The 25,832-nt window shown below is 73.0% G+C and carries 26 protein-coding genes and 2 pseudogenes; 9 read left to right on the plus strand and 19 right to left on the minus strand.

Going from position 1 to position 25,832, the window contains the following annotated elements; genetic code table 11:
* Window positions 1-54 precede the first annotated feature (54 nt).
* The gene (locus IF00_RS0105480) at window positions 55-1,554 is read left to right on the plus strand and encodes a carboxylesterase/lipase family protein (RefSeq protein WP_051819858.1); all 1,500 of its coding nucleotides are present in this window, start codon (window positions 55-57) and stop codon (window positions 1,552-1,554) included.
* Between the two features lie 259 nt (window positions 1,555-1,813).
* Window positions 1,814-2,821, plus strand: coding sequence for an NPCBM/NEW2 domain-containing protein (locus IF00_RS0105485; protein ID WP_051819860.1), 1,008 nt, complete (start codon window positions 1,814-1,816; stop codon window positions 2,819-2,821).
* Window positions 2,822-2,948: 127 nt separating this feature from the next.
* On the opposite strand, the gene IF00_RS0105490 is transcribed toward IF00_RS0105485, so the two are convergent.
* On the minus strand, window positions 2,949-3,365 hold the full coding sequence (locus tag IF00_RS0105490) for a universal stress protein (protein WP_030314815.1): 417 nt from the start codon (window positions 3,363-3,365) through the stop codon (window positions 2,949-2,951).
* Window position 3,366: 1 nt separating this feature from the next.
* Window positions 3,367-4,866, minus strand: a complete 1,500-nt coding sequence (locus IF00_RS0105495; RefSeq protein ID WP_037637586.1) for an APC family permease — start codon at window positions 4,864-4,866, stop codon at window positions 3,367-3,369.
* Window positions 4,867-5,073: 207 nt separating this feature from the next.
* Between IF00_RS0105495 and IF00_RS0105500 the strand changes: the two genes are divergently transcribed.
* Window positions 5,074-5,775 (plus strand): RraA family protein, encoded by a 702-nt coding sequence (locus IF00_RS0105500; protein WP_030314819.1) that lies wholly within the window; start codon window positions 5,074-5,076, stop codon window positions 5,773-5,775.
* Between the two features lie 91 nt (window positions 5,776-5,866).
* Here the strand turns inward: IF00_RS0105500 and IF00_RS0105505 are convergent, their stop codons facing one another.
* Complete coding sequence (locus tag IF00_RS0105505; RefSeq protein WP_030314821.1) at window positions 5,867-6,304, minus strand: OsmC family protein; 438 nt, start codon at window positions 6,302-6,304, stop codon at window positions 5,867-5,869.
* A gap of 308 nt (window positions 6,305-6,612) precedes the next feature.
* Window positions 6,613-7,005: a type 1 glutamine amidotransferase family protein gene (locus IF00_RS0105510; protein ID WP_030314828.1), complete on the minus strand. Its 393-nt coding sequence runs from the start codon at window positions 7,003-7,005 to the stop codon at window positions 6,613-6,615.
* 188 nt (window positions 7,006-7,193) lie between these two features.
* On the opposite strand from IF00_RS0105510, the gene IF00_RS47765 reads away from it, so the two are divergent.
* Complete coding sequence (locus tag IF00_RS47765) at window positions 7,194-7,652, plus strand: hypothetical protein (protein WP_030314829.1); 459 nt, start codon at window positions 7,194-7,196, stop codon at window positions 7,650-7,652.
* Window positions 7,653-7,786: 134 nt separating this feature from the next.
* Here IF00_RS47765 and IF00_RS47770 read toward each other — a convergent pair.
* A pseudogene (locus IF00_RS47770) lies at window positions 7,787-8,413 on the minus strand (class I SAM-dependent DNA methyltransferase); the annotation flags it as partial.
* A gap of 17 nt (window positions 8,414-8,430) precedes the next feature.
* On the opposite strand from IF00_RS47770, the gene IF00_RS0105525 reads away from it, so the two are divergent.
* Both IF00_RS0105525 and IF00_RS0105530 read left to right on the plus strand, forming a co-directional pair.
* The gene (locus tag IF00_RS0105525) at window positions 8,431-10,821 is read left to right on the plus strand and encodes a molybdopterin cofactor-binding domain-containing protein (RefSeq protein ID WP_030314831.1); all 2,391 of its coding nucleotides are present in this window, start codon (window positions 8,431-8,433) and stop codon (window positions 10,819-10,821) included.
* Between the two features lie 17 nt (window positions 10,822-10,838).
* Window positions 10,839-11,318 (plus strand): (2Fe-2S)-binding protein, encoded by a 480-nt coding sequence (locus IF00_RS0105530; RefSeq protein ID WP_030314833.1) that lies wholly within the window; start codon window positions 10,839-10,841, stop codon window positions 11,316-11,318.
* 49 nt (window positions 11,319-11,367) lie between these two features.
* Here IF00_RS0105530 and IF00_RS0105535 read toward each other — a convergent pair whose 3' ends face one another.
* A complete protein-coding gene (locus IF00_RS0105535; protein ID WP_030314835.1) occupies window positions 11,368-11,742 on the minus strand; it encodes a MerR family transcriptional regulator in 375 nt (124 codons plus the stop codon).
* A gap of 62 nt (window positions 11,743-11,804) precedes the next feature.
* On the opposite strand from IF00_RS0105535, the gene IF00_RS0105540 reads away from it, so the two are divergent.
* On the plus strand, window positions 11,805-13,085 hold the full coding sequence (locus tag IF00_RS0105540; protein WP_030314837.1) for an MFS transporter: 1,281 nt from the start codon (window positions 11,805-11,807) through the stop codon (window positions 13,083-13,085).
* Window positions 13,086-13,233: 148 nt separating this feature from the next.
* Here the strand turns inward: IF00_RS0105540 and IF00_RS0105545 are convergent, their stop codons facing one another.
* Both IF00_RS0105545 and IF00_RS0105550 read right to left on the minus strand, forming a co-directional pair.
* Complete coding sequence (locus IF00_RS0105545; protein WP_030314839.1) at window positions 13,234-14,070, minus strand: hypothetical protein; 837 nt, start codon at window positions 14,068-14,070, stop codon at window positions 13,234-13,236.
* On the minus strand, window positions 14,070-15,344 hold the full coding sequence (locus tag IF00_RS0105550; protein WP_030314841.1) for a VWA domain-containing protein: 1,275 nt from the start codon (window positions 15,342-15,344) through the stop codon (window positions 14,070-14,072). The genes IF00_RS0105545 and IF00_RS0105550 overlap by 1 nt, the downstream gene beginning before the upstream one ends.
* 99 nt (window positions 15,345-15,443) lie before the next feature.
* Here IF00_RS0105550 and IF00_RS46775 point away from each other — a divergent pair.
* Window positions 15,444-15,785 (plus strand): annotated as a pseudogene (locus IF00_RS46775) (FtsX-like permease family protein); the annotation flags it as partial.
* Between the two features lie 64 nt (window positions 15,786-15,849).
* Here IF00_RS46775 and IF00_RS0105560 read toward each other — a convergent pair.
* From IF00_RS0105560 to IF00_RS40955, 3 genes are all read right to left on the minus strand, one after another.
* On the minus strand, window positions 15,850-16,566 hold the full coding sequence (locus IF00_RS0105560; protein WP_030314849.1) for a flavodoxin family protein: 717 nt from the start codon (window positions 16,564-16,566) through the stop codon (window positions 15,850-15,852).
* Window positions 16,567-16,831: 265 nt separating this feature from the next.
* The gene (locus IF00_RS0105565; protein ID WP_030314851.1) at window positions 16,832-17,635 is read right to left on the minus strand and encodes an N-formylglutamate amidohydrolase; all 804 of its coding nucleotides are present in this window, start codon (window positions 17,633-17,635) and stop codon (window positions 16,832-16,834) included.
* Window positions 17,636-17,767: 132 nt separating this feature from the next.
* Window positions 17,768-18,193 carry an ATP-binding protein gene (locus IF00_RS40955; RefSeq protein ID WP_209439733.1) on the minus strand — a complete coding sequence of 142 codons (426 nt, stop codon included), beginning with the start codon at window positions 18,191-18,193 and terminating at the stop codon, window positions 17,768-17,770.
* Window positions 18,194-18,382: 189 nt separating this feature from the next.
* Between IF00_RS40955 and IF00_RS0105575 the strand changes: the two genes are divergently transcribed.
* Window positions 18,383-19,255 carry an RNA polymerase sigma factor SigF gene (locus tag IF00_RS0105575; protein ID WP_030314855.1) on the plus strand — a complete coding sequence of 291 codons (873 nt, stop codon included), beginning with the start codon at window positions 18,383-18,385 and terminating at the stop codon, window positions 19,253-19,255.
* Between the two features lie 162 nt (window positions 19,256-19,417).
* On the opposite strand, the gene ehuA is transcribed toward IF00_RS0105575, so the two are convergent.
* From ehuA to ectA, 8 genes are all read right to left on the minus strand, one after another.
* Window positions 19,418-20,233: an ectoine/hydroxyectoine ABC transporter ATP-binding protein EhuA gene (gene ehuA / locus IF00_RS0105580; RefSeq protein WP_078944554.1), complete on the minus strand. Its 816-nt coding sequence runs from the start codon at window positions 20,231-20,233 to the stop codon at window positions 19,418-19,420.
* Window positions 20,223-20,858 carry an ectoine/hydroxyectoine ABC transporter permease subunit EhuD gene (gene ehuD / locus IF00_RS0105585; protein WP_030314858.1) on the minus strand — a complete coding sequence of 212 codons (636 nt, stop codon included), beginning with the start codon at window positions 20,856-20,858 and terminating at the stop codon, window positions 20,223-20,225. The genes ehuA and ehuD overlap by 11 nt, the downstream gene beginning before the upstream one ends.
* A complete protein-coding gene (gene ehuC, locus IF00_RS0105590) occupies window positions 20,858-21,532 on the minus strand; it encodes an ectoine/hydroxyectoine ABC transporter permease subunit EhuC (RefSeq protein WP_051819901.1) in 675 nt (224 codons plus the stop codon). The genes ehuD and ehuC overlap by 1 nt, the downstream gene beginning before the upstream one ends.
* Window positions 21,533-21,619: 87 nt before the next feature.
* Window positions 21,620-22,537, minus strand: coding sequence for an ectoine/hydroxyectoine ABC transporter substrate-binding protein EhuB (gene ehuB, locus IF00_RS0105595; protein ID WP_030314860.1), 918 nt, complete (start codon window positions 22,535-22,537; stop codon window positions 21,620-21,622).
* Window positions 22,534-23,430, minus strand: coding sequence for an ectoine hydroxylase (thpD, locus tag IF00_RS0105600; RefSeq protein WP_030314861.1), 897 nt, complete (start codon window positions 23,428-23,430; stop codon window positions 22,534-22,536). The genes ehuB and thpD overlap by 4 nt, the downstream gene beginning before the upstream one ends.
* Before the next feature lie 48 nt (window positions 23,431-23,478).
* Window positions 23,479-23,895, minus strand: coding sequence for an ectoine synthase (locus IF00_RS0105605; RefSeq protein ID WP_030314862.1), 417 nt, complete (start codon window positions 23,893-23,895; stop codon window positions 23,479-23,481).
* 73 nt (window positions 23,896-23,968) lie between these two features.
* Window positions 23,969-25,240, minus strand: coding sequence for a diaminobutyrate--2-oxoglutarate transaminase (gene ectB, locus IF00_RS0105610; protein ID WP_030314863.1), 1,272 nt, complete (start codon window positions 25,238-25,240; stop codon window positions 23,969-23,971).
* 52 nt (window positions 25,241-25,292) lie between these two features.
* The gene (gene ectA / locus IF00_RS0105615; RefSeq protein ID WP_030314864.1) at window positions 25,293-25,823 is read right to left on the minus strand and encodes a diaminobutyrate acetyltransferase; all 531 of its coding nucleotides are present in this window, start codon (window positions 25,821-25,823) and stop codon (window positions 25,293-25,295) included.
* Window positions 25,824-25,832: the final 9 nt, after the last annotated feature.

Below are 25,832 nucleotides of genomic sequence, written 5' to 3' on the forward strand. Positions count from 1 at the left end.
TGGCAGGCTCCTGCCCCGGGCTTCGTGTGCCCCCGCGCAGAAGGAGCAGCACCCATGAGCACCCCCGGCACCAATGGCACTAGCGGCACCCTCGTGGCCACCGGCCGCGGGCCCGTCCGTGGCGAGCGCCGTGCCGACGGCAGCCTGCGCTTCCTCGGCATCCCGTACGCGCGGCCGCCCGTCGGCGACCTGCGGTTCGCCGCGCCCGTGCCGCCGGAGCGGTGGACGGAGCCGCTGGACGCCACCGCGTACGGCCCGACGGCACAGCGCCGCCCCTTCGCCGAGATCACCACCATCCCCGAGCCCTCCGTCCCGGGCGCCGGAATTCTCAACCTCAACGTCTTCACCCCCGGTACCGAACCCGCCGCCGCGCGGCCCGTCCTGGTCTGGATCCACGGCGGCGGTTACGTCGCCGGCTCGGCGGCCAGCCCCTGGTACGACGGGGCCGCCTTCAACCGGGACGGCGTCGTCCTCGTCTCGGTCGGCTACCGCCTCGGCATCGAGGGCTTCCTCCACCTGGAGGACGCCCCCGACAACCGGGGCGTACGCGACTGGATCGCCGCCCTGGAATGGGTGCGGGACAACATCGCGGCCTTCGGCGGCGACCCCGCCAAGGTCACCGTCGCCGGACAGTCGGCGGGCGGCGGCGCCGTCCAGACCCTCCTCGCCGTCCCCGCCGCCCAGGGCCTGTTCCGCGGCGCGCTCTCCGTCTCGGGTGCCGTTCCGCGGCCCGACGGCCCCGAGGTCGCCCGCGCCGCCTCGCGGCTCCTCACCGCCCGCACCGGCGTACCGGCCACCGCCGCGGCCCTCCGCGACCTGGGGGACGACGAGATCCTCGCCCTCCAGGACCGCATGAACGAGCCGGGCCCCGACCGCGAGGGCCTGCCGCCGATGCTCTCCTTCGCCCCCTTCGCCGACGGCGAGCTCATCCCGCTGCCCGTCCTCGACGCCCTCACGACGGGCGGGGCGGGCGCGGAGGTGCCGTTGATGCTCGGCTTCACCGAGCACGAGTTCACGATGTTCCCCGCGCCCGGCCCGGGGGGTCCGCCGCTGCCCGTCCTCCTCGGCGGCCTCGGCCTCGACCCCGAGCGGACCGACGCCCTCATGGCGGCGTACGCGGAGTGCGGCCCGGAGCGGATCTTCGGCCAGGCGCTGACCGACGCGACCTTCCGCGCCCCGAACCTCGCCGTCGCCGACGCCCGGGCCGCCCGTGAACGGCCCACCTGGCTCTACGAGTTCGCCTGGCGCTCACCCGCCGCGGACCTCGCCTTCCACTGCGTCGACCTGCCCTTCGCCTTCGACCTCCTCGACGCCGAGGGAGTGGCGGCCGTCGCCGGGGACCTGCCGCCGCGCGCGCTCGCCGACGCCGTGCACCGGGCCTGGGTCACCTTCGTGACCGACCAGGACCCGGGCGCCGACTGGCCCCGCTACACGGAGGCCGGGCGGGCCACGATGATCTGGGACTCCGAACCCCGGGTCGCCCCGGACCCGGTCCACCGGGTCCGCGAACTCTGGCTGGACGGAGCGCCGGGCGGGCCGGGACGCCAGGGCTGAGCGGTGACGGCGGGCGCGGGCGGTGACGGGCCCGCGCGGCCCCGGGTGGGGAGCCGGTCCGGCTCGTGGCGGGGGCGGACCGGCTCAACAGGCGTGTGTCACACGCTTTTCATACGCCGTGCATGGTCCGCCGGGGCGGGGGCCGACATGCTCGGCTGGACGCCAGGGGCGGACGACAGGCCCTTGCCCGCCCCTGGCATCCAGCCGTTCCCGGCATGCCCGCGGGCGGCGTCCGACTCCCCGCCCAAGGAGCCCCACCATGTCCCGTAGCCACCGCTTCCTCGCGGGGTCCGCCGCCACCCTCGGCCTCGGCGTCCGCCACGACGCCCTGCCTGAGGACCCGTGGCAGGTGGAGCCGTACGACCTGGCCGTCGACGTCGGCGAGAGCTCGGACCGCGCGTCCCGCCACCCCGCCCGGGTCGCCGCACCGGTCCCGCCGAGGCGCTCCTCCTGGCAGGACACCTCCCCGCGTGCCGAGTTCGGCACGACCCTCACCGTGCCGTCGGTCGCCGCCCCCGGCCAGGCCTTCACCGTCACCGCCGCGCTCGGCAACGGCTCGTCCCGGCCCTGGAGCTCCGCGGCCCTCGCCCTGCGTGCGCCCGCCGGCTGGACGGTACAGGCCATCACGGCCACCACCGCCGGGCAGCTCGTTCCCGGCGCCGCGTTCACCGCCGGCTGGCAGGTCACCCCGCCCGCCGGGGCCCCCGCCTCCACCCCGTGGACCCTCACCGCCGTAGGAACCGCCCTCGCCCCGGGAGGTTCCGTGCGGTACGAGGACGCGGGCTTCGTCACCACTCCGCCCCGGGCGCCCACCCGTGACAGCTACCTCTCCGACCTCACCTGGATCCACGCGGTCAACGGCCGGGGCCCGGTGGAACGCGACGCCTCAGACGGCGTGAACGCGGGGGGCGGCACCCCGATCGCCTTCGGCGGAACCACCTACGCCAAGGGGCTCGGCGTCCACGCCTTCAGCGACGTGGCCTTCCACCTGGGCGGCGCCGGGAACCGGTTCACCGCCCTGGTCGGCATCGACGACCGCTCGGCCCGCCGGAGCTCCGCAGGCGCCACGCGCGCCACGGTGTACGGCGACGACCGCGTGCTGTTCACCAGCCCCGTCCTGACCGCGGCCGGCGGCCCCCTCCCGGTGGACGTCGACGTGCGGGGCGTCCGGGTCCTGCGCCTGGAGGTGGCGGACGCCGACGCCGAGAGCTCCTTCGACCGCACTTCCTGGGCACTGGCCCGCGTCACGGTCCTCCCGGGGACATGACCTGCGGGCGCGTCCAGGCCGTCCGGGGAAGGGGACGCGCCCGCAGGCCACGCCGCCGGGTGGCCTCCCCTCCGGGCGGCTCCTCATCCGGGCAGCCACTCTCCGCGCGGTCACTCCTCCCGCGCCGTCACTCCTCCGGCGGCACGCACAGCACCGGGACCGTCGACATGTGGAGCAGCTTGTGGGGTGTGGAACCCAGTAGCGCGCCGCGCATCGGGCTCTCGCCCCAGCTGCCCACCACGATGACACGGGCCGCGTGGCGGGTCGCGGCGTCGATGAGGGCCTGGGCCGGGTTCTTGTCGAGCACCTCGACGACGGTCGGCACGCCCGCCCTGTCGGCCTCCGTGACCGCGTGCTCCAGGCCGGCGCGGCCGGTCTGGCGGATGGCCTCGTGGTGGGACCGGTACTCCTCGCCCATCGGACCGGGCACCGCCGCGCCGTAGACCAGCACGAGCCGCTCGTCGAACGCGGCGGCCACCTCGACCGCGATCCGCAGCGCCCGGGCCGCGCCGGGGGATTCGTCGTAACCGAGCACGACCGACATCTCAGCGCTCCTTGCCGTGCACCAGATCGGGGTCGGCCACGCCCGGCCGTTCCTCCCAGAAGGCGGGCGCCCGCAGCCGCCACACGATCATGACGAGTACCCCGGTGAGGGCGATGCCGATACCGATGACGAGCGGCGGCCCGAGGCCGAACCACGAGGTGCCGCTGTACGAGTTCGCGGGATCGGACATGTCGGAGACCGACCTCACCAGGAGCCAGGTCAGGAGCCCGGCACCGACGAGCGGGCCGAGCCCGATCAGCAGGAAGTTGTGGACGCTTTCGAGGAGGTGACGCCGGTAGTAGACGGCGCAGGCGATTCCGGTGAGCGCGTAGTAGAAGGCGATCAGGAGCGACAGCGCGGTCAGCGAGTCGAAGAGGGCGTTGGCGCTGATCTGGTTCACCACCAGATACCAGGCGATGGCGATGCCCGCGACCCACCACGTACTCACGTCGGGGGTACGGAAGCGGGGGCTGATGTGGCCGTAGTGCGCGGGCAGCGCACGCCGTCGGGCCATGGAGAGCGCGGTCCGTGAGGCCGGGATGATCGTCGTCTGGGTGGAGGCGATGGCGGACGTGGAGACGGCCAGGAGCAGGATCCAGTCCCAGCCGCCGAGCACGTCGGTGGCCAGCTGGGCGAAGATGAACTCCTCCTCGCCCGCGTTCTCCGCGAGGAACGCCGGACCGGCGTAGGCGACGACCGCGAACCCCACCGACACGTATGTGATCAGCAGGATGACGGTCGACCAGAGGCCGGCCTTGCCGGGTGCGGTCGCGGAGTCCTTGACCTCCTCGGTGAGGTTGACCGCCGACTCCCAGCCCCAGTAGATGAACACGCCGAGCAGCAGCCCGCCGGTCAGCGCCGCGCCTCCGGCGCCGAAGGGGTTCAGCCAGCTGAGGGCGGGTTCGACGGAGTCGTACGCGCTCGTGCCGTCGTACACCTTGTACAGCGCCACGCCCACGAAGATCAGCAGGAAGGCGACCTGCGCCAGGATGAGGACGTTCTGCACGTGCGCCGACAGTTCGGTGCCGATGACGCAGACGGCCGTCATCACCAGGATCAGGAGCACGGTGAGGGACTGCCGTACGAAGGCGTTGTCCACCCAGCTGTCGAGGCCGAAGGAGAGCAGGGCGAAGCTCACGGCCACGTCCGCGAGCGAACCGACGACCAGGACGCCGGTCATTGCGATGGCCCAGCCACCGAGCCACCCGGCCCACGGGCCCATCGCGCGCGTGACCCAGGAGAACGTCGTACCGCAGTCCTGGTCGACCTTGTTCAGGTAGTAGAACGCGGACGCGATGAGCAGCATCGGGACGAAGGACGCGAACATCACGCCGGGCGCGTAGATCCCGGCGAGCGCGACGATCGGGCCGATGACGGCGGCCAGGGAGTACGCGGGGGAGGTGGAGTTGAGTCCGATGACGAGGGCGTCGACGAACCCGATCGCATTCGCCTTCAGACCCGCGGGACGGCCCCCGGGTGAGGCGGCATCCTCTGCGGCCATGGTGCCTCGCTCTGGTGAGGTGTGCCTTCATCGTAGGGAGGGCGCACCAGGGCTGCACGCCAGGAGCACGCGGCGGACGCCGACCGGGTGAGTGGGACGGGCCCGCCGGCGGCCGGGGACTCCGGCGGTACGCCGCCGGTCGCGCACGGTCACCCGATAGCATCGCGCGGCCCGCCGTACCGTACTCGTCACCGAACGGAGCGCCCGATGCCGAAGGACCTGGACGACTTCGCGGAACTCTCCACCCCTCTCGTGGCCGACGCCTGCGTGCGCCTCGGCGAGCCGCTGCGCGCCGCGCCTGCCGGGATCCTGCCCGTCGTGGCGGGGCGGCGCCTCGCGGGGCGTGCGCTGCCCGTACGCCACTACGGCAGCGTCGACGTCTTCCTGGAGGCCTTCACCCGGGCCGGGCCCGGTGACGTCCTCGTCATCGACAACGCGGGCCGCCGCGACGAGGCCTGCATCGGCGACCTCGCGGTCCTGGAGGCGGAGGCGGCGGGTGTGGCCGGGGTCGTCGTCTGGGGCCTGCACCGGGACACGCCCGACCTCGTCGAGATCGGGCTGCCCGTGTTCTCGTACGGACGGCACGCCCCCGGCCCCCTGCGGGCCGACCCCCGGGACCCCGACGCGCTGACCACGGCCCGCTTCGGCGAGCACGCCGTGACCGCCGACGATGTCGTCCTCGCCGACGACGACGGTGTGCTGTTCGTGCCGGCCGCGCGGGTGGCCGCCGTCCTGGAGGTGGCCCGCACGCTGTTCCGCACGGAGCGGGAACAGGCCCGCCGCATCAGGGCGGGGGAGACGCTCCGCGCCCAGACCCGCTTCGACGCCTATATGGCGGCCCGGGCCGAGGACCCCACGTACACCTTCCGGCAGCATCTGCGCCGGATCGGCGGCGCGATCGAGGAGTGAGCCGGGGAGTGCGCCGAGGGTCGGGGTGTGAGCCGGGGAATGCGCCGGGGGTCGGGGTGTGAGCCGGGGAGTGCGCCGGGGGTGCGGGGGATCAGCCCTCGAAGCCGACCGTGCCGTCAGGCAGGATCGCCTCCACAAGCGCGCCGTGTTCCACGGTGCGGCTCACCGTGCAGAACTTCTCGTGCGTCAGACGCACCCCGCGGGCGAACACCTCCGCCGCCTTCGGGTTGTTGTCCGGGAGCTCGAACTCGTAGCTCACCCGGATCCGGCCCACCCGGCCGTCGTCCTCGGGCCCGGAGACCGACTCCACCACGATCTTCAGGTCGTCGTGGTCCACGGCCCGCGCGGTCCGGTCCACGACCAGCCCGCCGCAGCCGCCCATCGCCGCGAGCAGCAACTCGACCGGGGTGAAGGAGGGCTGGGCGTCGGCGTCGTCGGCGGCGGCCATCCGGACCTCCGCGCCCCGGTCGTTCCGGGCGGTCCAGTTCCGGTACCCGGTGCGGACGGTCTCGATCCGGTAGTCGGCCATGGCGGCGGTCTCCTTCGTTCTGGGGTGCGTGCTCGTACGGTACGGCGCCCCGATCAAGCAACCCCACCGCCCCCGCCCGGCCAAACGGACGCGCCGGTCGGGCACTCACCGGAGAGGTCAGCACCCGGACCCCTGGGCGCGGACGGGCCCGGGGACGGGACGGGGCCGCGCCCCACCGCACCGACGCCGTGACCCGGCTCCTTCGTGCTGCTCCCTCTCCTCTTCCTGGGCCTCTTCGACCGGCCCTGGACCGACGGCGGCGACGAGCCGGACACGGCCGGCGGAAGCATCGAGCGTCGGCGCCGCCGCTACCGCCTCGCGTCCGCGCGGGCCCGGACCACCGCACCCCAGGCCTCCGCCACCGCGCCCCAGACCGTGCGGAGTCCGGGCTCCGCGGCCCGCACCGTGGTCACCGTGGCCTCCGGGTCGGTGCCCGACTCCCGCATCCGCTCGCCGTCCTCGGCCGCCCACTCCGCGACCGTTGCCCCGTCCGCCTCCGGATGGAACTGCACCGCCCATCCGGCGCTCCCCACCCGGACGAGCCCCGCGCCCGCCTCCTCCTCGTGCTGCACCACGAGGACGGCGGCGGGCCCGCGCGCGGTGCCGGTCGAGGACGCGCGGCTCCCGAAGATCTCCGCCGTGCTCGCCGCCGCCTCCGCTGCACGCGATGTCCCCGTCGCTTCTGTCGTCTCCGTCGTCACGGTCGGTCCGCCTCCCCTGGCCCGCCCGGCAACGCCTCGTCGCGTCCGCCGCCCCCGAGCATCGCTGAAGAAACGTGCGTGCGGGACCCCTCGGAGGGATCTTCCGCAGTCACGTCTGAGTAGCCGCCCGCGCCCGTCTGAGTACCTGGACCGATACGGCGCCGTCCGCGCCCTGCTGGACTGTGACCATGACCTCCGACGTCCGGCGCACCCGCCCCCTCCACCACGTCACCGCCACCGGCGCGGCACTCGCCGTCGCGCTCGGTCCGGTGGTCGTCGGTGCGCTGCTGGCCCGGTCGGTGGGCGGTGACCCGATGGCCTCCGTCAACGCCCTGATCGCGGGCGGCGGCCAGCGCGCCAGGATCTCGTCCGCCCAGCTGCGCTCGGGTGCCCTGCGCCGCCCGGTCGCGCGACTCCGCTCCCGGGCGACGCGGGGGGCCGCCCGCCCGCCCCGCGGCGCCCGTACGGCACCGGTCCGCCGCCTCTCCCGTACGGCTGCACTGCCGGGCCGGGCCGGATCAGCCGCTCGGTCTGCGCGCCAGGAGGAATCCCTGCGGCGTCTTCTCCTCCGGGTGCGGCTCACGCACCAGACGGGCCGACTCGACGAGGCCGGCCGCCGCCAGGTGCTCGGCGACGCGCTCCGGTGACCGGCGGTACACGTCGAGCGTGACCTCGTGGCCGTAGGCCCGCTCAAGGCGTACGCGCCCGTTCCCCACCTTGGGGCGACCAGGACATGACCGCCGGGCGCGAGGACGCGCCGGAACTCGGCGAAGGACGCGACGAGTTCCGCCTCCGGCATGTGCACCGTCGAGTACCAGGACAGGACCCCGCCCGGCGAGGCGTCCGGGAGACCGAGCGCGGTCATCGACCCCACCTCGAAGCGCAGCCCCGGGTACGTGCCCCGGGCGACCGCGATCATCCCAGGCGACAGGTCGACGCCGAAAGCGTCGGCGCCGATGTCCCGCAGGTGCGACGTCACCCGCCCCGTACCGCAGCCGAGATCGCCCACGGCACGGGGCCCTTCTCCCGTCCCCACCGCCCTCACGAACTCCGCGAGCATCGCCCGGTCGAGCGGCACCTCCGCCAACTGGTCGGTGAGCAGCCGCTCGTAGTCGACGGCGACCGTGTCGTACGAGCGGCGGGTGGCGGTGACGTGCGCGGCTTCGGTCATGGACGCACCCTCGGGCGCCCCGCGCGGCGTACCCCAGCCCCGGGTGGTCGGCCCGTCCATGGCCCGACGGCCTTCCGGACGCGGCCAGGGGGCGGACGGCGCGGGACGGTGGGGAGGGGAGAGGATGGGCTTGACGGTGACCTGACATTCGCCGGTCCGAACGGCTCCCGCTGGGCGCCCACATGAGCGATGATCTTCACATCCGAGGCGGCATCCGGGCGTCAGCTTCGGGGCCATGACGAAGGGCACACCGAATGGCGAGGCGGCACCCCCTGCGGGACGACCACCCGAGCGGCAGCGGGGACGGAACCGCGCGTTCCGAGGGCGAGGGCGACGCGACGCGCGGTACCAGCCGGAGGCGGTTCCTCGGGTACGTCCTCGCCGCCCCCACCCTCACCGTCGCCGCACAGCTCGGCGCCGAGGCCCTCGCGCCCCGGCAGGCCGCCGCCGCGGCCCCGGCGCTCATCCCCTCCCTCCCCGGGCCCGCCGAACTCCTCGACCTCAACGAGCTGCTCACCCTCGCGGCCCTGCCCACCAGCCACCTCATCACCATCCGCCTCGACGAGGACGGCACCGCCCACTTCGCGCTGCCCCGCGCCGAGGTGGGCCAGGGCATCACCACCTCCAGCGCCATGATCGTCGCCGAGGAACTCGACCTGCCGCTGGACAAGGTCAAGGTCACACTCGCCGACGCGCGGCCCGAACTGCTCTTCAACCAGCTGACCGGCGGCTCCAACACCACGTACTCCACCTACCACCCCCTGCGCGTCGCCGCCGCCGTCGCCCGCGGCCGGCTCCTGCGCGCCGCCTCCCTCGTCCTCGGCGAGGCCGTCGGCACCCTCACCACCAAGGCCGGCGCCGTCCTCTCCCCGGCCGGCGCACTGCTCGGCTACGGCGAGCTCGCCGTGAAGGCCGCCGCCGTGTCCGACACCGCCGTCGAGGTCACCCTCAAGGATTCCGACCGCTTCCGGCTCATCGGCACCGGACAGCGCCGCGTCGACGCCCTCGAAGCGATCACCGGCCGCAAGAAGTTCGCGATGGACCTCCAGGTCCCGGACGCGCTGCCCACCATGGTCTGCCGTCCGCCCACCATCAACGGCACCGTCCGCTCCGTCGCCAACCTCGCCGAGGTCCGGGCCATGCCCGGCATCACCGACGTCGTCACCGTCTCCACCGGCGTCGCCGTCCGCGGCCGCACCTTCGGCCAGTGCATCGACGCCGTGCGCGCCCTCCGGGTCGACTGGGGACCCGGCACCGCCGAGGGCGCCTCCGACGCCACTGTTCTGGCGAAGCTCCGACGGGCCGAACTCCCCCTGGTCGTACCGCCGCTGCCGCTGCTCACCAAGGCCGTCGACGCCCGCTTCACCTTCCACTTCGCCAGCAACGCCGCCCTGGAGACCAACTGCGCGATCGCCGACGTCCGGGAGGACTCCGCCGAGATCTGGGGCTCGCTCAAGGCCCCGATCGTCGCCCGGGAACAGATCGCCCTGAAGCTCGGTCTGCCGGTCTCCGCCGTCCGCGTCCATGTCACCGAGGGCGGTGGCTCCTTCGGGCGCAAGCTCTTCCACGACGCCGCCGACGAGGCCGCCGAGATCTCCCGCGTCATGGGCAAGCCGGTCAAGCTGATGTGGCACCGCACCGACGACTTCCGCCAGGGCCGTACGCACCCGATGTCCACCTCCCGGGTCCGCGCCACGTACACGCTCGGCGAGGTCCTCACGTACGAACAGCGGCACACCTCCGTGGCCACCGACTTCGGGCACGGCATCGGCGAGGTCCTCACGGCGGAGGCGGCCCGGCTGCCCGTCGGCGACCTCGCCTTCTCCGAGACGATGTTCCAGCTCACCCAGATCAGCCCCTACCACCTCGGGGTCACCACCCAGCTGCTCTCCGAGACCGACAAGGGCTTCAACACCGGGTCGATGCGCAACATCTACTCGCCCAACGTCCGCTGCGCACAGGAACTCGTCATGGACGAACTGGCCCGCCGTATGGGCCAGGACGGGTACGCGATGCGCCGTCGGCTCATGAAGGACCCGCGCGCCCGCGCCGTCCTCGACAAGGTCGCCGAGGTGGGGGAGTGGGGCCGCACCATGCCCGCCGGCACCGCCCAGGGCATCGCCGTCCACACCGAGTACCACTCCGTCGTCGCCATGCTCGTCGAGATCGACTGCCGCCCCGAGACCACCGGGCGGAAGATCCCCGGCGCGGTCACCGGACCCCGGGTGACCAGGGTGGTCTGCGCCGTCGACGTCGGTCTCGCCGTCAACCCGCGCGGCCTGGAGGCCCAGATGATGGGCGGTATCTCGGACGGCATCGCCATCACCCTGACGTCCGGCCTCCACCTGCGCGACGGGCACTTCCTCGAAGGCAGCTGGGACCAGTACTTCTACACCCGGCAGTGGAACACCCCGCCCGAGCTCGAGATCATCGTCATGCCCTCGACCGGCGACAAGCCGGGCGGCGCGGGCGAACTCGCGGTCGCCGGCGCCATGGCCGCCGTCGCCTGCGCCTACGGCCGGGCCACCGGCACCATGCCGACGGTCTTCCCCGTCAACCACGCCGATCCACTCGCCTTCACCCCCCTGCCGACCGTCCCGCCCGTCCCCGCCTCGCCGACCGACGGCCGCGACCGCGCCCTCTGAGACCTGGAGCAGCATCCGTGCCGCAGCACACCTTCATCCTGAACGGCAAGGCCGTCACCGCCGATGTCGAGGGCGACGTCCGGCTCCTCTGGGTCCTCCGGGACGTCCTGGGCGTCACCGGACCCAAGTACGGCTGTGGGGTCGGCGTCTGCCGGGCCTGTACGAGCCACCTCAACGGCAAGGCGTTCACGCCCTGCGCCGTGCCCGTAGAGGATCTCGCCCCGAACGACGAGGTCACCACCATCGAGGGACTCCCCGACACTGTCGGAAGCGACCTCCATCCCATGCAGGAAGCCTGGCTCGACCTCGACGTCGCCCAGTGCGGCTACTGCCAGCCCGGCCAGATCATGACCGCGGTCGCGGAGGTGCGCCGGGCCCGGGAGGCCGGGCGCGAGATCACCGAGGCGGACCTGGACACGATCCGCAACATCTGCCGGTGCGGGACCTACCACCGCATCCGGCAGGCGGTGCTCGACGGTGCGCGCAGGATGACCTGACCCGCGTTGCCGGGCGGGCGGCGCGCAGCCGGGCGGCGTCTGATCCGGGTCAGACGGACGCCTCCCGTTTCTCCCGTACCGCGTCCAGGTACTCGGCCACCGCGTCCCGGTTCCGGGTGAGGCAGCGGATCCGCTCGGTCATCCGGTCCCGCTCGTCCTCCAGGGTGGCCAGCATCTCCGGGGTGGCGTCCGGGAAATGAATGATCCGCGGCTTGTTCAGGCAGGGCAGGATCTGCTTGATGATCCGGGTCGGCAGACCGGCGTCCAGAAGGCCCCGGATCTGCAGGACCCGGTCCAGGTTCGACTCGTCGTAGACGCGGTAGCCGTTCGGCAGCCGGTCCGCGACGATGAGCCCCTGCTCCTCGTAGTAGCGCAGCAGCCGGCGCGGTGTCCCGGTGCGCTCCGACAGTTCCCCGATCCGCATGGACGCCCCCTTCAGGGACTCGCTTGACCTTCACATCAATGTGAGGGTTCGAGCATAGATCCATGGCCAACGACACGACAGCGGCGGCCCGTTCCGCCGCGCCCGCCACCCCTGAAGCCGTTCCCGCGCCTGAGACCCCTTCCGCCCCCGAGGCTCGTTCCGCCCCCGGGACCCCCTCCGGCCGGCTGCCGCTCCTCGCGCTCCTCGCCCTCGCCACCGCCGTCTTCGTCACCAGCCTCACCGAGACCCTCCCCGCCGGTGTCCTGCCCGGCATGAGCGCCGACCTCGGCGTCGGCGACGCGGCCATGGGCCAGTCGGTCACCGTCTACGCCCTCGGCACCGCCCTCACCGCCGTCCCGCTGGCCGCCCGCACCGCCGCCTGGCGCCGCAAGCGTCTGCTGCTCACCTCGGTCGCCGGATTCGCCGCCGCCAACACCGTGACGGCCGTCTCCTCCTCGTACGCCCTCACCATGGGCGCCCGGTTCCTCGCCGGGGTCGCGGCGGGCGTCGCCTGGGCCCTGCTCGCCGGATACGCCCGGCGCATCGCCCCGCCGCACCTCCAGGGCCGGGCCGTCGCCGTCGCCATGACCGGCATCCCCCTGGCACTCTCCCTCGGCGTGCCGGCCGGCACCTTTCTCGGTGAGGCCGTGGGCTGGCGGGCCGCCTTCACCGCGATGACCGTGATCGCCGTCGGGCTCCTCGGCTGGATCGGCCTCGCCGTCCCCGACCTGCCGGGCGAGGCGTACGGCGGGCGCGCTCCGGTCGCCCGGACGCTGAGAGTGCCCGGCGTACTCCCGGTCCTGGCCGTCACGTTCACCCTCGTCCTGGCCCACACCGTCCTCTACACCTACGTCGCCGCCTTCCTCGGCCATCGCGGCCTGGCCGGCTCCACCGGCCTCGTCCTGCTGGTCTTCGGCGCCGCCTCGCTCGCAGGGATCTGGTTCACCGGCCGGCACATCGACCGCAGGCTCCGGATCCTGACCCTCGCCGGCACGGTCCTCGTCGCCGTGGCGGCCGCGTTGCTCGCCGTCCCGGCCGGCAGCACCGGGCTCGTCCTGGCGGCCGCCGTGCTCTGGGGGTTCGGCTGGGGCGGCGCGCCCACCCTCCTCCAGACGGCCGTCGCCGACGCGGGCGGAGAGCACGCCGACACCGCCCAGACGCTGCTGGTCAGCCTCTGGAACGCCGCCATGGCGGCCGGCGGCATCGCCGGCGGTGTCCTGCTCGACGTCCTCGGCGCGGGCGCCCTGTCCTGGAGCGTGCTCGTCCTCCTCGTCCCGGTGGTCGTGATCGTGGCGGGGGCCCACGCCCACGGGTTCCCGGCCGGCCCGGCCTCCCGCCGGTGAACGGCACCGGAGCCGCCGGAACCCGGAGCGACCCCGCACCGGCCAGGACCGCCCCGGGACCGTGTTCTTCGGGAACGCCCGAAGGCCCCCACCGCATCGACACGGTGGGGGCCTTCGGGTGTTCCCCGGACGGGTCGGGCGGCCCCGGTCAGACGGCCGGCGGCACCCGGGACGGCCGTCCGCCGCCGCGCGTCAGCACATAGCCGCCGATGCCCGCGAGGGCCGCGAGGATGCCGCCCGCCGCGGTCCAGAGCCAGCGGTCGGACCACCAGCCGGATGACCAGCCGTCCTCCGGGGCCGCGGCCTCGACGATGGAGGGCCGGCCGGCCTCCTCGTCGGCCTCCGCCCGGTCGGCCGTGGTCGCGCCGGGCACGAGCGGCGCGGCGAGCGAGCCGTCGGTCGCGTAGGCGCCGCCCTTGTCGACGGTGCTCACCCCGAGCCGGGCCGTGAACGGCTGGCCGAGGTCCTCGTCCGGCAGCGAGGTGGCGGTCAGCCGCACGTAGTAGCTGCCCGGCAGCGGGTCGTTCGACCAGGTGTCGGCCGAGGCGCGGACCGGTCGCAGCACACAGGTGAGCTGTACGGTCGCGGTCTCCTTCCCCGCGGCGCGGGACTGGGTCCCGTACATGCACGGCTGGCGCCGCCGGAGTCCGTCGTACACGTCGACCCGCCAGGTGGCGGGCCCGTGCCGCAGGGCCGCGTCGGGCAGGGTGACGGTGGCGTGCACCGTGGGCCGCTGTCCGGTGTCCGCCGGGAACACCCAGTACAGGTAGTCACCCGTGGCGGCCTGTGCGGTGGCCTCCTGTCCGGGGAGGAACCTGGCGGCCGTACGGAACGTGGTGCCGGCTTCCGTCGGCCCCGCGGTGGAACCGTCCTTGCCCGAGCCCGTCGAGGGCGAGGGGGATTCGGCCAGGGCGGCCGGGGCCGCGAGTCCGAGGAGAGCGGCGCCCGCGAGGGCGGCCGTGGCGAGCGTGCGTACGGTACGCATCAGTGGGTCCTCCAGACAGCGAAGCGCCAGCGGGACAGCCAGCCCCAGAGCAGACCGGCCACGAAGCCGACGAGCACGAGCGCGCCGAGCAGCCACCAGCCGCGGCCGAGACCGAACGAGGCCACGTCCGAGGCGGTCGACGGGCCGTCGACGACGTCCACCGTCAGCTCGATGGGCATGCCCGGCGTCGTCTTGACCGACGGGGGAGCGGAGAACGAGTTGCTGATCTGGAGACAGACCGTCTCCGCGGCCGGCTTGCCGTCCTCGGGCTCGTCGTCGAGCTCCGGCTTCGGGTAGCGCAGGCCCGTCGAGACGACGTCGGTGCGTCCGTCGCCGGCCTCGGAGCCGCGGACGATCTCCCGGCCGTGGCGGGTGACGGCGCGCAGCAGCACGCCGTAGTCGTTGTTGACGGCGCGGTCGGCCGACACGCTGACGGAGGCGCGGAGTTCCTGACCGGGCAGCAGGTCCACCCGGTACCAGCGGTGCTGGCCGAAGGCCTCGCGGTCGGTGTACAGGCCGGGCTTGAGCTGCGGCGCGTCGGCGCAGCGCTGCGTGCCCACGGTGGCCACGGGCGTGACGACCGGGTCGGCGGCACGGTCGACCAGCTGCCGGACCCGGCGGGAGAGGTCCTCGGTGCGGTGGACGGAGGTGTACGTGCCTCCGGTGGCCTCCGCGATGCAGGTGAGCTGCTGCCGGGTCTTGGCGTCCGGGACCAGGCCCAGGGTGTCGATGACGAGATGGATGCCCTTCGCCGCGATCTCGCGCGCCACCTGGCACGGGTCGAGCGGGGCGCAGGTGTCCTCGCCGTCCGTGATGAGCACGATCCGCCGGGTGGCCTCACCGCCCTCCAGGTCCTCTGCGGCGCCGAGCAGCGCCGGACCGATCGGGGTCCAGCCGGTCGGGGCCAGGGTGGCCACGGCGGTCTTGGCCTCGGTCCGGTCGAGCGGGCCCACCGGGTAGAGCTGCCGGGTGTCCTTGCAGCCCCGCTTGCGGTCCGGACCGGGGTAGTCGGCGCCCAGGGTGCGGATGCCGAGCTGGACCTCCGAGGGCACCGCGTCGAGGACCTCGTTGAAGGCCTGCTTGGCCGCGGCCATCCGCGACTTGCCGTCGATGTCCTTGGCCCGCATGGAGCCGCTCACGTCGAGGACCAGCTCGACCTTGGGGGATTCCTTCGCCACCGGCGCGTCCGCGGTCGCGCCCGTGGGCAGGAGCGCGACGCTCAGGGCGGCGAGCAGCGCGCAGGCCCCGGTCGCCAGCCGTTTTCTCGTGATCATCGCCGGATCGTATTGATGATCCTCCGACAATCCAAAACGGGGACGGGTGCCGGGGCATGAGATGCGGTCAGAATGTCCTCACCTGTGCGGCGGCATCCGCCGGGACGCCTGCGGTCCTCGGTGACCTCCGACCTCGAACAGCTCTTTCCGCTGCTCGCCGCCGTGTGCCTGGTCATCGGAGCGGTCGGGATCGCCAACACCACCCTGGTGGCAGTCCTGGAACGCACGGGGGAGATCGGCCTGCGCCGCGCACTCGGCGCGCGGAGGCGGGTCTTCGACGGCTTCCGTGCCTCGCTCGTCGCCAACCGCGCCCAGTTCTACGCCGACGTTCCGGCGGGGCCGTTCTACGGCTACAACCGCCCCGGCGCCGAGGTGTCCCACGGCGTGATCCCCGCCCGCCGCGCCTCCTCCGTGCAACCAGCCGAAGCCCTCCGCTGCTGACGGGAGGTCGCGGCTCGATCCGGAGCCGACCTCCCCCGGACCTCCGACCGTTACGGCCCCGGGCTCAACGGTGCTCGGGGTTCTCGAAGTCGAACCGGCAGCCGGCGTCCCACTCGGAGCGCTGGTTTCCGTGGGCGGGGATGCCGCCGGTGTCCTTGAGCATCCTCGCCAGGTGGAGCTGGTTCCAGGTCATGAAGGTCGTGTTGCGGTTCGTGAAGTCGTTGTCCGGCCCGCCGGAGCCGGGGTCGAGGTACGACGGGCCCGGGCCGGCCTCGCCGACCCAGCCCGCGTCCGCCTGCGGCGGGATGACGTATCCGAGGTGCTGGAGGCTGTAGAGGACGTTCATCGCGCAGTGCTTGGCGCCGTCCTCGTTGCCGGTGATCAGGCAGCCGCCCACACGACCGTAGTAGGCGTACTGGCCACGCTCGTTGAGGATCGACGAACAGGCGTACAGACGCTCGATCACCTTCTTCATGACCGAGGAGTTGTCTCCCAGCCACACGGGCCCCGCCAGGGTCAGGATGTCGGCGGCCATCACCTGCGAGTAGATCACCGGCCACTCGTCCGTCTCCCACCCGTGCTCCGTCATGTCCGGCCAGACACCGGTGGCGATGTCGATGTCCACCGCCCTGAGCACCTCGACCTGCACGCCCTGGCGCTCCATGATCCCGGTGCTGATGTCGATCAGTCCCTGAGTGTGGCTGCGCTCCGGCGACCGCTTGAGGGTGCAGTTGATCACCAGGGCGCGGAGATCGCGGAAGGAGGTGCCGGCGTCGGTCATCGATGCATCCCCTTGCGGGCGAGTGGCGGTCGGACGGCGAGACGTCCCCGGCCGCGACGTCGGTGCGGCCCCGGGTCGGCCCGGCCGGAAATCCCGTCCACTGTCCCGCCTCGTCGAGCGCGACGACCGAACGCCGCGCCAACGGCGGCGAAGTCGCCCCCCGATCACCCGCATGGCCCGAACCGATGACCTGTACGCCCGCATCGGATCGGCCCGCACGGCACGAGGATGCCGCCGGCAGGGGGCCGGGACCGCGATGTCGTCCCTACGCCGCCGGGTGCGGCGGCACGGCGTCGACGAGCGCCGCCAGGGCCGTTCCGAGCGCCTGCGCGCCGGGTCCCGCCGCGCCGCCCGGCTCACTCATGTAGACATCGCGCCGAATCTCGATCATGAGCGCACTCACCCGCGGATCCCTGCCGTAGTACGACAGCGGCACGTACGTCCCGGCGAAGGGCGTGTCCGTCGCCAGGCCCCCGAACCCCTCGAACGCCTCCCGTGCCGCGTCCAGCAGAGCCGGCGGCGTGTGGAAGGCGTCGGTACCGAGACAGACCGGCGGGCGGGGACCCTCGCCGTGGAGCTCGTACGGCAGGGGCCCGGTCGGGTACGAGTGGACGTCGACGATCACGGCCCGCCCGGTGGCCTCCAGCCGCCCGGCGACCGCCGCGGCCATGCCCTCGGCGTACGGCGTGAAGTACCGGTCGATCAGCGGCGCCGGGTCGAATCCGGCGGGGCGGAGCGCGCCCCGGTGCGTGGTCCGCGTGTACACCGCGCCCATCCCGACGGCCAGCATCTCCTCGCGTTCGTCGGGGAAGCGCTCGGGGTCGACCACCAGCCGCGACAGCCGGTTGACGAACCGCCAGGGGGTCGCGCCGGCGGCCGCCGCCGCGACGGCCGCGATCTCCGCGGTGTGGGCGTCGGTGATGTGGTCGAGCTCGCGGGCCAGTTCCCCGTCGCCGAGCAGGATGCCGTCGCGCACCTCAGGGGGTATCACCCGGGAGGAGTGCGGGACATGGAGGATGACGGGGGAGTCCGGGTCGCCGGCGAGGACGTCGTACGAGCGTGAGGTCATCGGCTCAGCCTTCCACAGGTCGGGCCCGCCGCGCCGTGCGCCCGGTGCGCGCCGTGCGCCCTGTCGACGAGCGGGCGCCTGGCTCCGGGTGCGCCTCGGGGAGACCGCACGTCGCGGGCCACGGGTCGCCGGTCACCGGTCGACCGTCACCGCCGCGTGGATGGTCTTGCCGTCCGGACCCGCGTCCACGGTCACCTCACGGCACAGCCGGAGCACGATCGGCCAGCCGTAGCCACCGAGCCGCAGCCCCTCGCGGCGCTCGTGCGCCGGCGCCTTCCCGCTGGCGTCGGACACGGACACCGTCACCCGGTCGCGTCCGACCCCGATCCCGAAGCCCGTGACGCCGCCCGCGTGCCGGTGCGCGTTCGTGACCAGCTCCGAGGTGACGAGCAGCAGGTCCTCGACCTTGGCGGGCGGCAGCGGGCCGAGCGCCGCGAGGGCGTGGCGGACGAGCTGCCGCGCCTCGGCCGGGGTACGGACCGGGGGCGGACCGGCGTTCCCGGCGCCGCGCGGGTCAGCCCCGGGGGCCGGGGGCCGGGTGTCGCTCCAGGTCTTCATCACAGATCCCTTTCTTCCTCTTCTGGCCGGTTCCTCAGCAGGTGATGGGTTTCGTCTGCCCGTTCGAACCGGGGTGATGCGCACCTTCCGGGCGGAATCGGCCGGGAGCGGCCCAGGAGTGCCACCGGGAAGCGGGGGTACGAGAACCGGGACCGCTGAACGGACCGCGAGCCAGAGGAGGTTGTTCCTGTGCGGACCGATCCGGCCGAGGCGACGACGACGTACGAAACGAACGCCGTGGGAGACGAACTTCCCTTTCCCGAGGTCCCGCACGCGGTTCCACCCCAGGACGCGCGTGCCCTGTCGAAGGTGTTCCTCCGTGAACTGGCGGCACGGGAGGAGGGCACCGCGGGGCACCAGTACGTCCGGAACACCCTCATCGAGATGAACATGTCGCTGGTGGTGTACGCGGCGGGACGGTTCCGGGCGCGCGGCGACGAGCGGGAGGACATCCTCCAGGTCGGCATGGTCGGCCTGATCAAGGCGATCGACCGCTTCGACCTGTCGCGCGAGGTGGAGTTCGCCACCTTCGCCGTGCCGTACATCGTGGGCGAGATCAAGCGCTTCTTCCGCGACACGACCTGGGCCGTGCACGTCCCGCGCCGCCTCCAGGAGGCGCGGGTGGAGCTGGCCAAGGCGACCGACGAGCTGAGCTCACGGCTCGGCCGGGCCCCGCGCATCTCCGAGCTGGCGCCGGCCATGGACCTGTCCGAGGACGAGGTGGTCGAGGCCCAGGTCGCCGCCAACGGCTACCACTCCACGTCCCTCGACGCCAGGCTCGCAGGCGGCGACAGCGAGGACGAGGACGCCGCCCTGGCCGATCTCATCGGCGAGGAGGACCCGGCGCTCAGCCTCTTCGAGGAGTTCCACACCCTCGCCCCGCTCGTGGACGCCCTCGCCCCGCGCGACCGGCTTCTGCTGCACCTCCGCTTCGTGGAGGAGCTCACCCAGTCGCAGATCGGCGAGCGGCTCGGCGTCTCGCAGATGCACGTCTCACGGCTGCTCGCCCGCAACCTGGACCGGTTGCGGGACGGCATGGTCGAGGACGGCGGTGAGGACTGACAGGGCCGGCAGGACTGCGGGGGACGAGAGGTACGCCCGGCCTGACCCGGCCCGCACGGGCCGCGCGACCTCGTCACCGGTCTCTCTGGTCTCACCGGCCCCTCGGACCCACCGAACCCACGCGACGCACCGGACCCACCTGGGCCGGCGGAGTGAGGGGCGTCAGCGGACCGAGCTCAGGAACGCGCGGGTCCGTTCCTCCCCGGGCGCGTCCAGGAGCGCGTCGGCAGGTCCCGACTCGACGATCCTGCCGCCGTCGAACATCAGGATCCGGTCCGAAACGTCCCGGGCGAAGCCCATCTCGTGCGTCACGCAGAGCAGCGTGATGTCGGTCCGCCGGGCGACCTCACGCAGCACGTCCAGCACCTCCGCCACGAGTTCCGGATCGAGCGCCGAGGTCACCTCGTCCAGGAGCAGGATCTCGGGCCGCATCGCCAGCGCGCGGGCGATGGCCACCCGCTGCTGCTGACCGCCGGAGAGCCGGGTCGGCCGCGCGTCGACCTTGTCGGAGAGCCCGACCAGGTCGAGCAGCTCACGGGCCCGGAGCCCGGCTTCCTCCCGGCCCTCGCCGAGCACGTGCACGGGCGCCTCGACGACGTTCTCGAGGACGCTCATGTGGGGGAAGAGGTTGAACTGCTGGAACACCATGCCGATCCGCCGCCGTCGCGCGGCCAGATGACGCTCGCTCGCCGGCACCAGCTTCCCCGCCGTCCGTCCCGGCATGTGGGAGAACGGTTGCCCGTCCACGTGGATGACGCCGTCGGTGACCCGCTCCAGCGTCATGAGGAGCCGGAGGATCGTGGTCTTCCCGGATCCGCTCGGGCCGATCAGCGTGACGCGCTCCCCGCGCGCCACCTCCAGGTCGAGGCCGTCGAGCACGGTGTGGTCCCCGAACCGCTTCGTGACCCGGTCGAAGCGGACCGCCGGGTGCGCGGTCGGGACCTTGGTGAGGTCCTCGGACAGCTCCTCAATGGGCAAGGCGTGCCTCCAGTCGTCGTATCAGCACCGAGGTCGGCCAGCTCGCGAGCAGGAACACCGCGGCGGCCAGGGTGAAGCTCTCCAGATAGGCGAAGTGGGTGCTGCCGAAGGTGTTCGCCTCGTGGACCATCTCGTGCACCGTGATCACCGAGAGCAGGGGTGTCTCCTTGAACATGGAGACCGCGTAGTTGCCCAGCGGCGGCAGCACGTTGCGCACGGCCTGCGGCAGCACCACCGCCCGCCAGACCCGCCGGCGCGGCAGTGACAGCGCCGTGCACGCCTCCCACTGCCCCTTCGGTACGGCGTCGATGCCCGTCCGGTAGACCTCGGAGAGGTACGTGGCGTAGTGCACGCCCAGGACCAGGACCCCGAGCGTCGGCGCGTCGAGCCCCGGGATCAGCACCCATGCCGCGAACAACTGCACCAGGAGCGGGGTCGAGCGGACGAACCCGGCCGCCCCGCGCACCGGGAGGGCCAGCCACGCGGGACCCCCGCGCTGGGCGAGCGCGAGCACGAGCCCCATGACCATCGCGACGGCGAAGGCGAGCACCGTCGCGACCAGGGTGACGCCGAAGCCCTCCAGCACGGTCGGCAGTGCGGCCCGGGCCGCCTCTCCGTCCCACATCAGGTGCCTCCTTCTTGCCCGAGGCGGGCCTTCGCCGCCCGCTCCAGGGCGTTCATCAGGAGGCTCAGGACGACGGCCATGCCGAAGTAGAGCCCCAGGAGCAGCAGGTACGAGGCCGCCGTCGCGCCCGTCGAGGAGCGCAACTGGTCGATCTGGAAGGTGAGGTCCGGGACCGTGACGAGGGACAGCAGCGGCGTCGCCTTGAGCAGCTGGACGAGCAGGTTCTTGAACGGCGCCACCATGAGGGCGTGCGCCTGCGGCAGGACGACCCGCCGCAGCCGCAGCACCGGGCCCATGCCGAGCGCGATCGCCGCCTCGGTCTGGGCGCGGGGGACCGCGGTCACCGCGCCCCGCACGACCTCGGAGCCGTACGCCCCGAAGTTGAGGCCGAGCGCGAGCACCCCGCAGACCAGGGGTTCCAGCCGGAAGCCGACCATCGGCAGTGCGAAGAACAGCCAGAAGAGCTGCACGTACAGCGAGGTGCCCCGGAAGAACTCCACGACGACCCGCACCGCTCCGCGGACCGGCAGCCGCGCCGACCGGGACAGCAGACCGAGCGTGTACGCGAGGAGCAGGGCGAGCGCGGCGCCGAGCACCGTGGCCTCGACCGTGGTCAGGAGCCCCTCGCCGAGCCGGGGCACTGCCCGGCGGAGCTCGGGGAGGAACTCAGCCATTCCGGCCGCCCCCAGGCCCGGGGCCCGCCACGCGGCCACCCCCGGACACCACGCCCGTCACCGTTCCGCCCGTCATCCGGTCGCCCTTCACGCGGCGCACAGGTCGGCGGTCCGCAGGGTCCGGGGCGGTACCTCGCGGGCGGTGAAGCCGTAGCGGCCCAGGAGGTCCACGAACCGGTCGGGGGATCCGGTGATCTTGAGGAGCTCCTTGTCGAACGCGTCCCGCAGCCCGGTCGCACCCGGCCGGAACACGGCTCCGCCCGCGCCCAGCTGCCGTACGCCGTCCACCACCGGCACGAACGCCTCGGTCACCTCGACCGCGGCGTCCCGGTTCGTCCGCGCCAGCCAGCGCAGCGAGATGGCGGTGAGCGCGAAGGCGTCGATCCGTCCGGCGAGGAGGGCGTCGAGACCGTCCTGCTGCTTGGCCAGGGTCTTCACCGACCCGTCGGGAACCCCCGCGGCCTTGGCGAAGGACGCTTCCACCGCGGCCGTCAGCACGCCGACGGTGACACCCTTCGCCGCGCAGGACGCCAGGTCGCTCAGCCCCTTCGGATTGCCCTTGCGGACCATCAGCGCGGTGGGGGAGACGAATTCCGGCTCGGAGAAGATCACCTTGGCGCAGCGCTCGGGCGTGATGGACATGCCCGCGCTCACGACGTCGAAGCGGTCGGCGAGGAGGCCGGGGATCAGCGCCCCGAACTCGGTCAGCGTCGGGCGCAGTTCGCGCACCCCGAGCGCCGCGAACACCTCGCGGTGCAGCGTCGGTCCCTCACCGGCCGGATCGGCTCCGTCCTGGAAGCCGTACGGCGCCTCGCCGGCGAACCCGACCCGGACGAAGCCCTGCTTCCGCAGCCGTGCAAGGAGCGCGCCGTCGTCCTCGGGCGCGCCCGAACCGGCCTGGGTGCGGGTGCAGGCGGAAACGAGCCCGGAGGTCAGGGCGAGGCCGCCGAGGAGCGCCGTTCTGCCGAGGAAGCCGCGTCGGTCCAGGCGCGCCGAGCCGGTCATACGTGATCCCATGAGGGCGCGGCGATGAACGAGGGCCGCCGGACCGGGGCGGCGAAGGGCGCCTCCGGCTGGTTCTCGACGCTGTTGAAGACGAGGAACACATTGCTCCGGGGGTACGGGGTGATGTTGTCGCCCGACCCGTGCAGGGCGTTGCAGTCGAACCAGGTGGCGGAGCCGGCCGGACCCGTGAAGTGGCGGATGCCGCAGGCGTCGGCGAACGTGGTCAGCGCCTCGTGGGACGGCGTACCCGCGTCCTGCATCTGGAGCGACCTCTTGTAGTTGTCCTTCGGAGTGGCACCGGCGCAGCCGAGGAACGTGCGGTGCGAACCCGGCATGATCATCAGGCTGCCGTTGGTGGTGTGGTTCGGCGTGAGCGCGATCGACACCGACACGGTCCGCATCCTCGGGAGCCCGTCCTCGGCGTGCCAGGTCTCGAAGTCCGAGTGCCAGTAGAAGCCGCTGGCCCCGAAGCCGGGCTTGACGTTGACCCGTGACTGGTGGACGTAGACGTCGGAGCCGAGGATCTGGCGGGCGCGCCCGACGATCCGCGGGTCCTCGGCGAGCCGGCCGAAGACCTCGCTCATCCGGTGCACCTCGAAGACGGAACGTATCTCCTGGGAACGGGGCTCGACGACCGCCCGTTCGTCGGCCCGTACGGCGGGATCGGAGACGAGCCGGTCCAGCTCCGCCCTGAGCACGTCGACCTCGTCCGGGGTGACGATCTCGTCCACCGTGACGAAGCCGTCGCGGTCGTACTCCTCCAGTTCACGGGCCCAGAAGGGGCCCGCCGTGCCGGGACCGGACCACACGACGGGGTCCTTGCGGCCGATCAGTTCCTCCTTGGGGCCACGGGTGGGGTAGAGGTCGACGGGGCGGGTGGGTGCGGAGGGCATGAGGGAGCGTGCTTCCTTTCGCGTGGGGATGTCGGTGGCGTGCCGGGCTCAGACGTCGTCGGATGCGGGCTCGGGTTCCGTCAGCAGCGGGTAGACGCCGTTCTCGTCGTGGTCCTCCCGGCCCGTCACGGGCGGGTTGAAGACGCACAGGCAGCGGAAGTCGGCCTTGACCTTGAGGGTGTGGCGCTCGTGCCCGTCGAGCAGGTACATCGTTCCGGGGACGATCGTGTACGTGCGGCCGGTCTCGTGGTCGGTGAGCTCGGCCTCGCCGGCCGTGCAGACGACGGCCTCGACGTGGTTCGCGTACCACATGGCGGTCTCGGTACCGGCGTACAGCACCGTCTCGTGGAGGGAGAAGCCGACCCGCTCACGGGCCAGGACGATGCGCTTGCTCTCCCAGGTGCCCGAGGCGGCCCTCACGTGCCGCTCGGTGTTCTCCAGCTCGTCGAAGGTACGGACGATCATGGGGTACGACTGCCTTTCGGGTCATCGGGCCGGCGGGTCGGCCGGCCGGCGGAACGTGGGTTCGGGAGAGGGGTCAGGCGGTGTGGCGGACGGAGCGGGCCAGAATCCCGAGACCCTCGTCGAGTTCGTCGTCCGTCGCGGTCAGCGGCGGCAGCAGCTTGACCACCTCGCCGTTCGGGCCCGAGGTCTCGACGAGGAGGCCGGTCTCGAAGGCGCGCCGGCACACCGCGTCGGCGCGCTCCCCGTCGGCGAACTCCAGGCCCCACACGAGTCCCCGGCCGCGGACGGACAGGCCGGTGCGCCCGTCGCCCCCGCACAGGTCGAGGAGGGCGCGCTCCACCCGGTCCGCCCGGCTCAGGGTGCGCCCGCGCAGGGCGCCGTCGCGCCAGTAGGCGTCGAGGGCGGCCGTGGCGGTCACGAAGGCGGGGTTGTTGCCGCGGAAGGTCCCGTTGTGCTCGCCGGGCTGCCAGACGTCGAGTTCCGGCCGGAACAGGCACAGGGCCATGGGCAGGCCGTAGCCGCTGATGGACTTGGAGAGGGTGACGATGTCGGGCGTGATGCCCGCCTCCTCGAAGGAGAAGAAGTCGCCGGTGCGGCCGCAGCCCATCTGGATGTCGTCGACGATGAGGAGCATCTCGTGCCGGCGGCAGAGTTCCGCGAGTGCGCGCAGCCACTCGGCCCGTGCGACGTTGATGCCGCCCTCGCCCTGGACGGTCTCGACGATCACGGCCGCCGGGTGGTCGAGGCCGGAGCCGGCGTCGTTGAGGAGCCGCTCGAACCACATGAAGTCGGGGAGCTGTCCGTCGAGGTAGTCGTCGAAGGGCATGCGGATGGCGTGGGGCAGCGGGACGCCCGCGCCGGCGCGCTTGGCGGCGTTGCCGGTGACGGCGAGCGAGCCGAGCGACATGCCGTGGAACGCGTTGGTGAAGGAGACGACGGTCTGCCGCCCGGTGACCTTGCGGGCGAGCTTCAGCGCCGCCTCCACGGCGTTGGTACCGGTGGGGCCCGGGAACATCACCTTGTAGGGCAGGGCGCGGGGCTCCAGGACCGTGGTGTGGAAGGTCTTCAGGAAGTCGCGTTTGGCGGTGGTCGACATGTCGAGGCCGTGGGTGATGCCGTCGTTGCCGAGGTATTCGAGGAGGGCCCGCTTGAGCACGGGATTGTTGTGGCCGTAGTTCAGCGAGCCGGCGCCGGCGAAGAAGTCGAGGTAAGGACGTCCCTGCTCGTCGTACAGCCTGCTGCCACTGGCGCGTTCGAACACGACGGGCCAGGCGCGGCAGTAGCTGCGGACCTCCGATTCGACGGTCTCGAAGACGGAGGGCGTGGCGATGTCGGTCAGGGTCACGAAACTCTTCTCCAGAGTGTTGTTCGGGGGTGTGGCGTGCGCGGTCGACGGCTCAGGAGGCCGGCGGGCCGAGGGGGCCGATGCGGTACAGCACCTCGGACTCGTGGCCGGCCGCGGGGAACGCGGCGGCAGGGAACAGCACCTCCTGCGTCACCTCCGCGCCATGTCGGCGTGCGAACGAACGGAACAGCCGGTCGGAGGCGAGGTTCCCCGGGGTGACGGTCGCCTCGATCCGGTTGATTCCGTGCTCGGCCGCGACCTGCGCGGACAGAGCGTCGAGCAGGGTCCCGGCTACCCCGCTTCCGCGGTGCGAACCCTCGACGGCGATCTGCCAGACGAAGAGGGTCTCCGGCTCGTCGGGGCGCAGATAGCCGGTCACGTAGCCGATCGGGCGCCCGGAGGCGTCACGGGCGACCGTGGTCGTGCCGGCGAAGTCGCGGCACCACAGCAGATAGCTGTACGGCGAGTTGAGGTCGAGTTCGCCCGAGCCGCGAGCGATCCGCCAGAGCTCGGCGCCGTCCGCGATCGTCGGGGGAGTCGTGCGGGGAGTCGTGGTCGTACGGTCAGTGGTCAGCGGGGTCATGGGCGCCGA

This window comes from Streptomyces flavochromogenes (genome assembly GCF_000717595.1).
Lineage (GTDB): Bacteria > Actinomycetota > Actinomycetes > Streptomycetales > Streptomycetaceae > Streptomyces > Streptomyces flavochromogenes.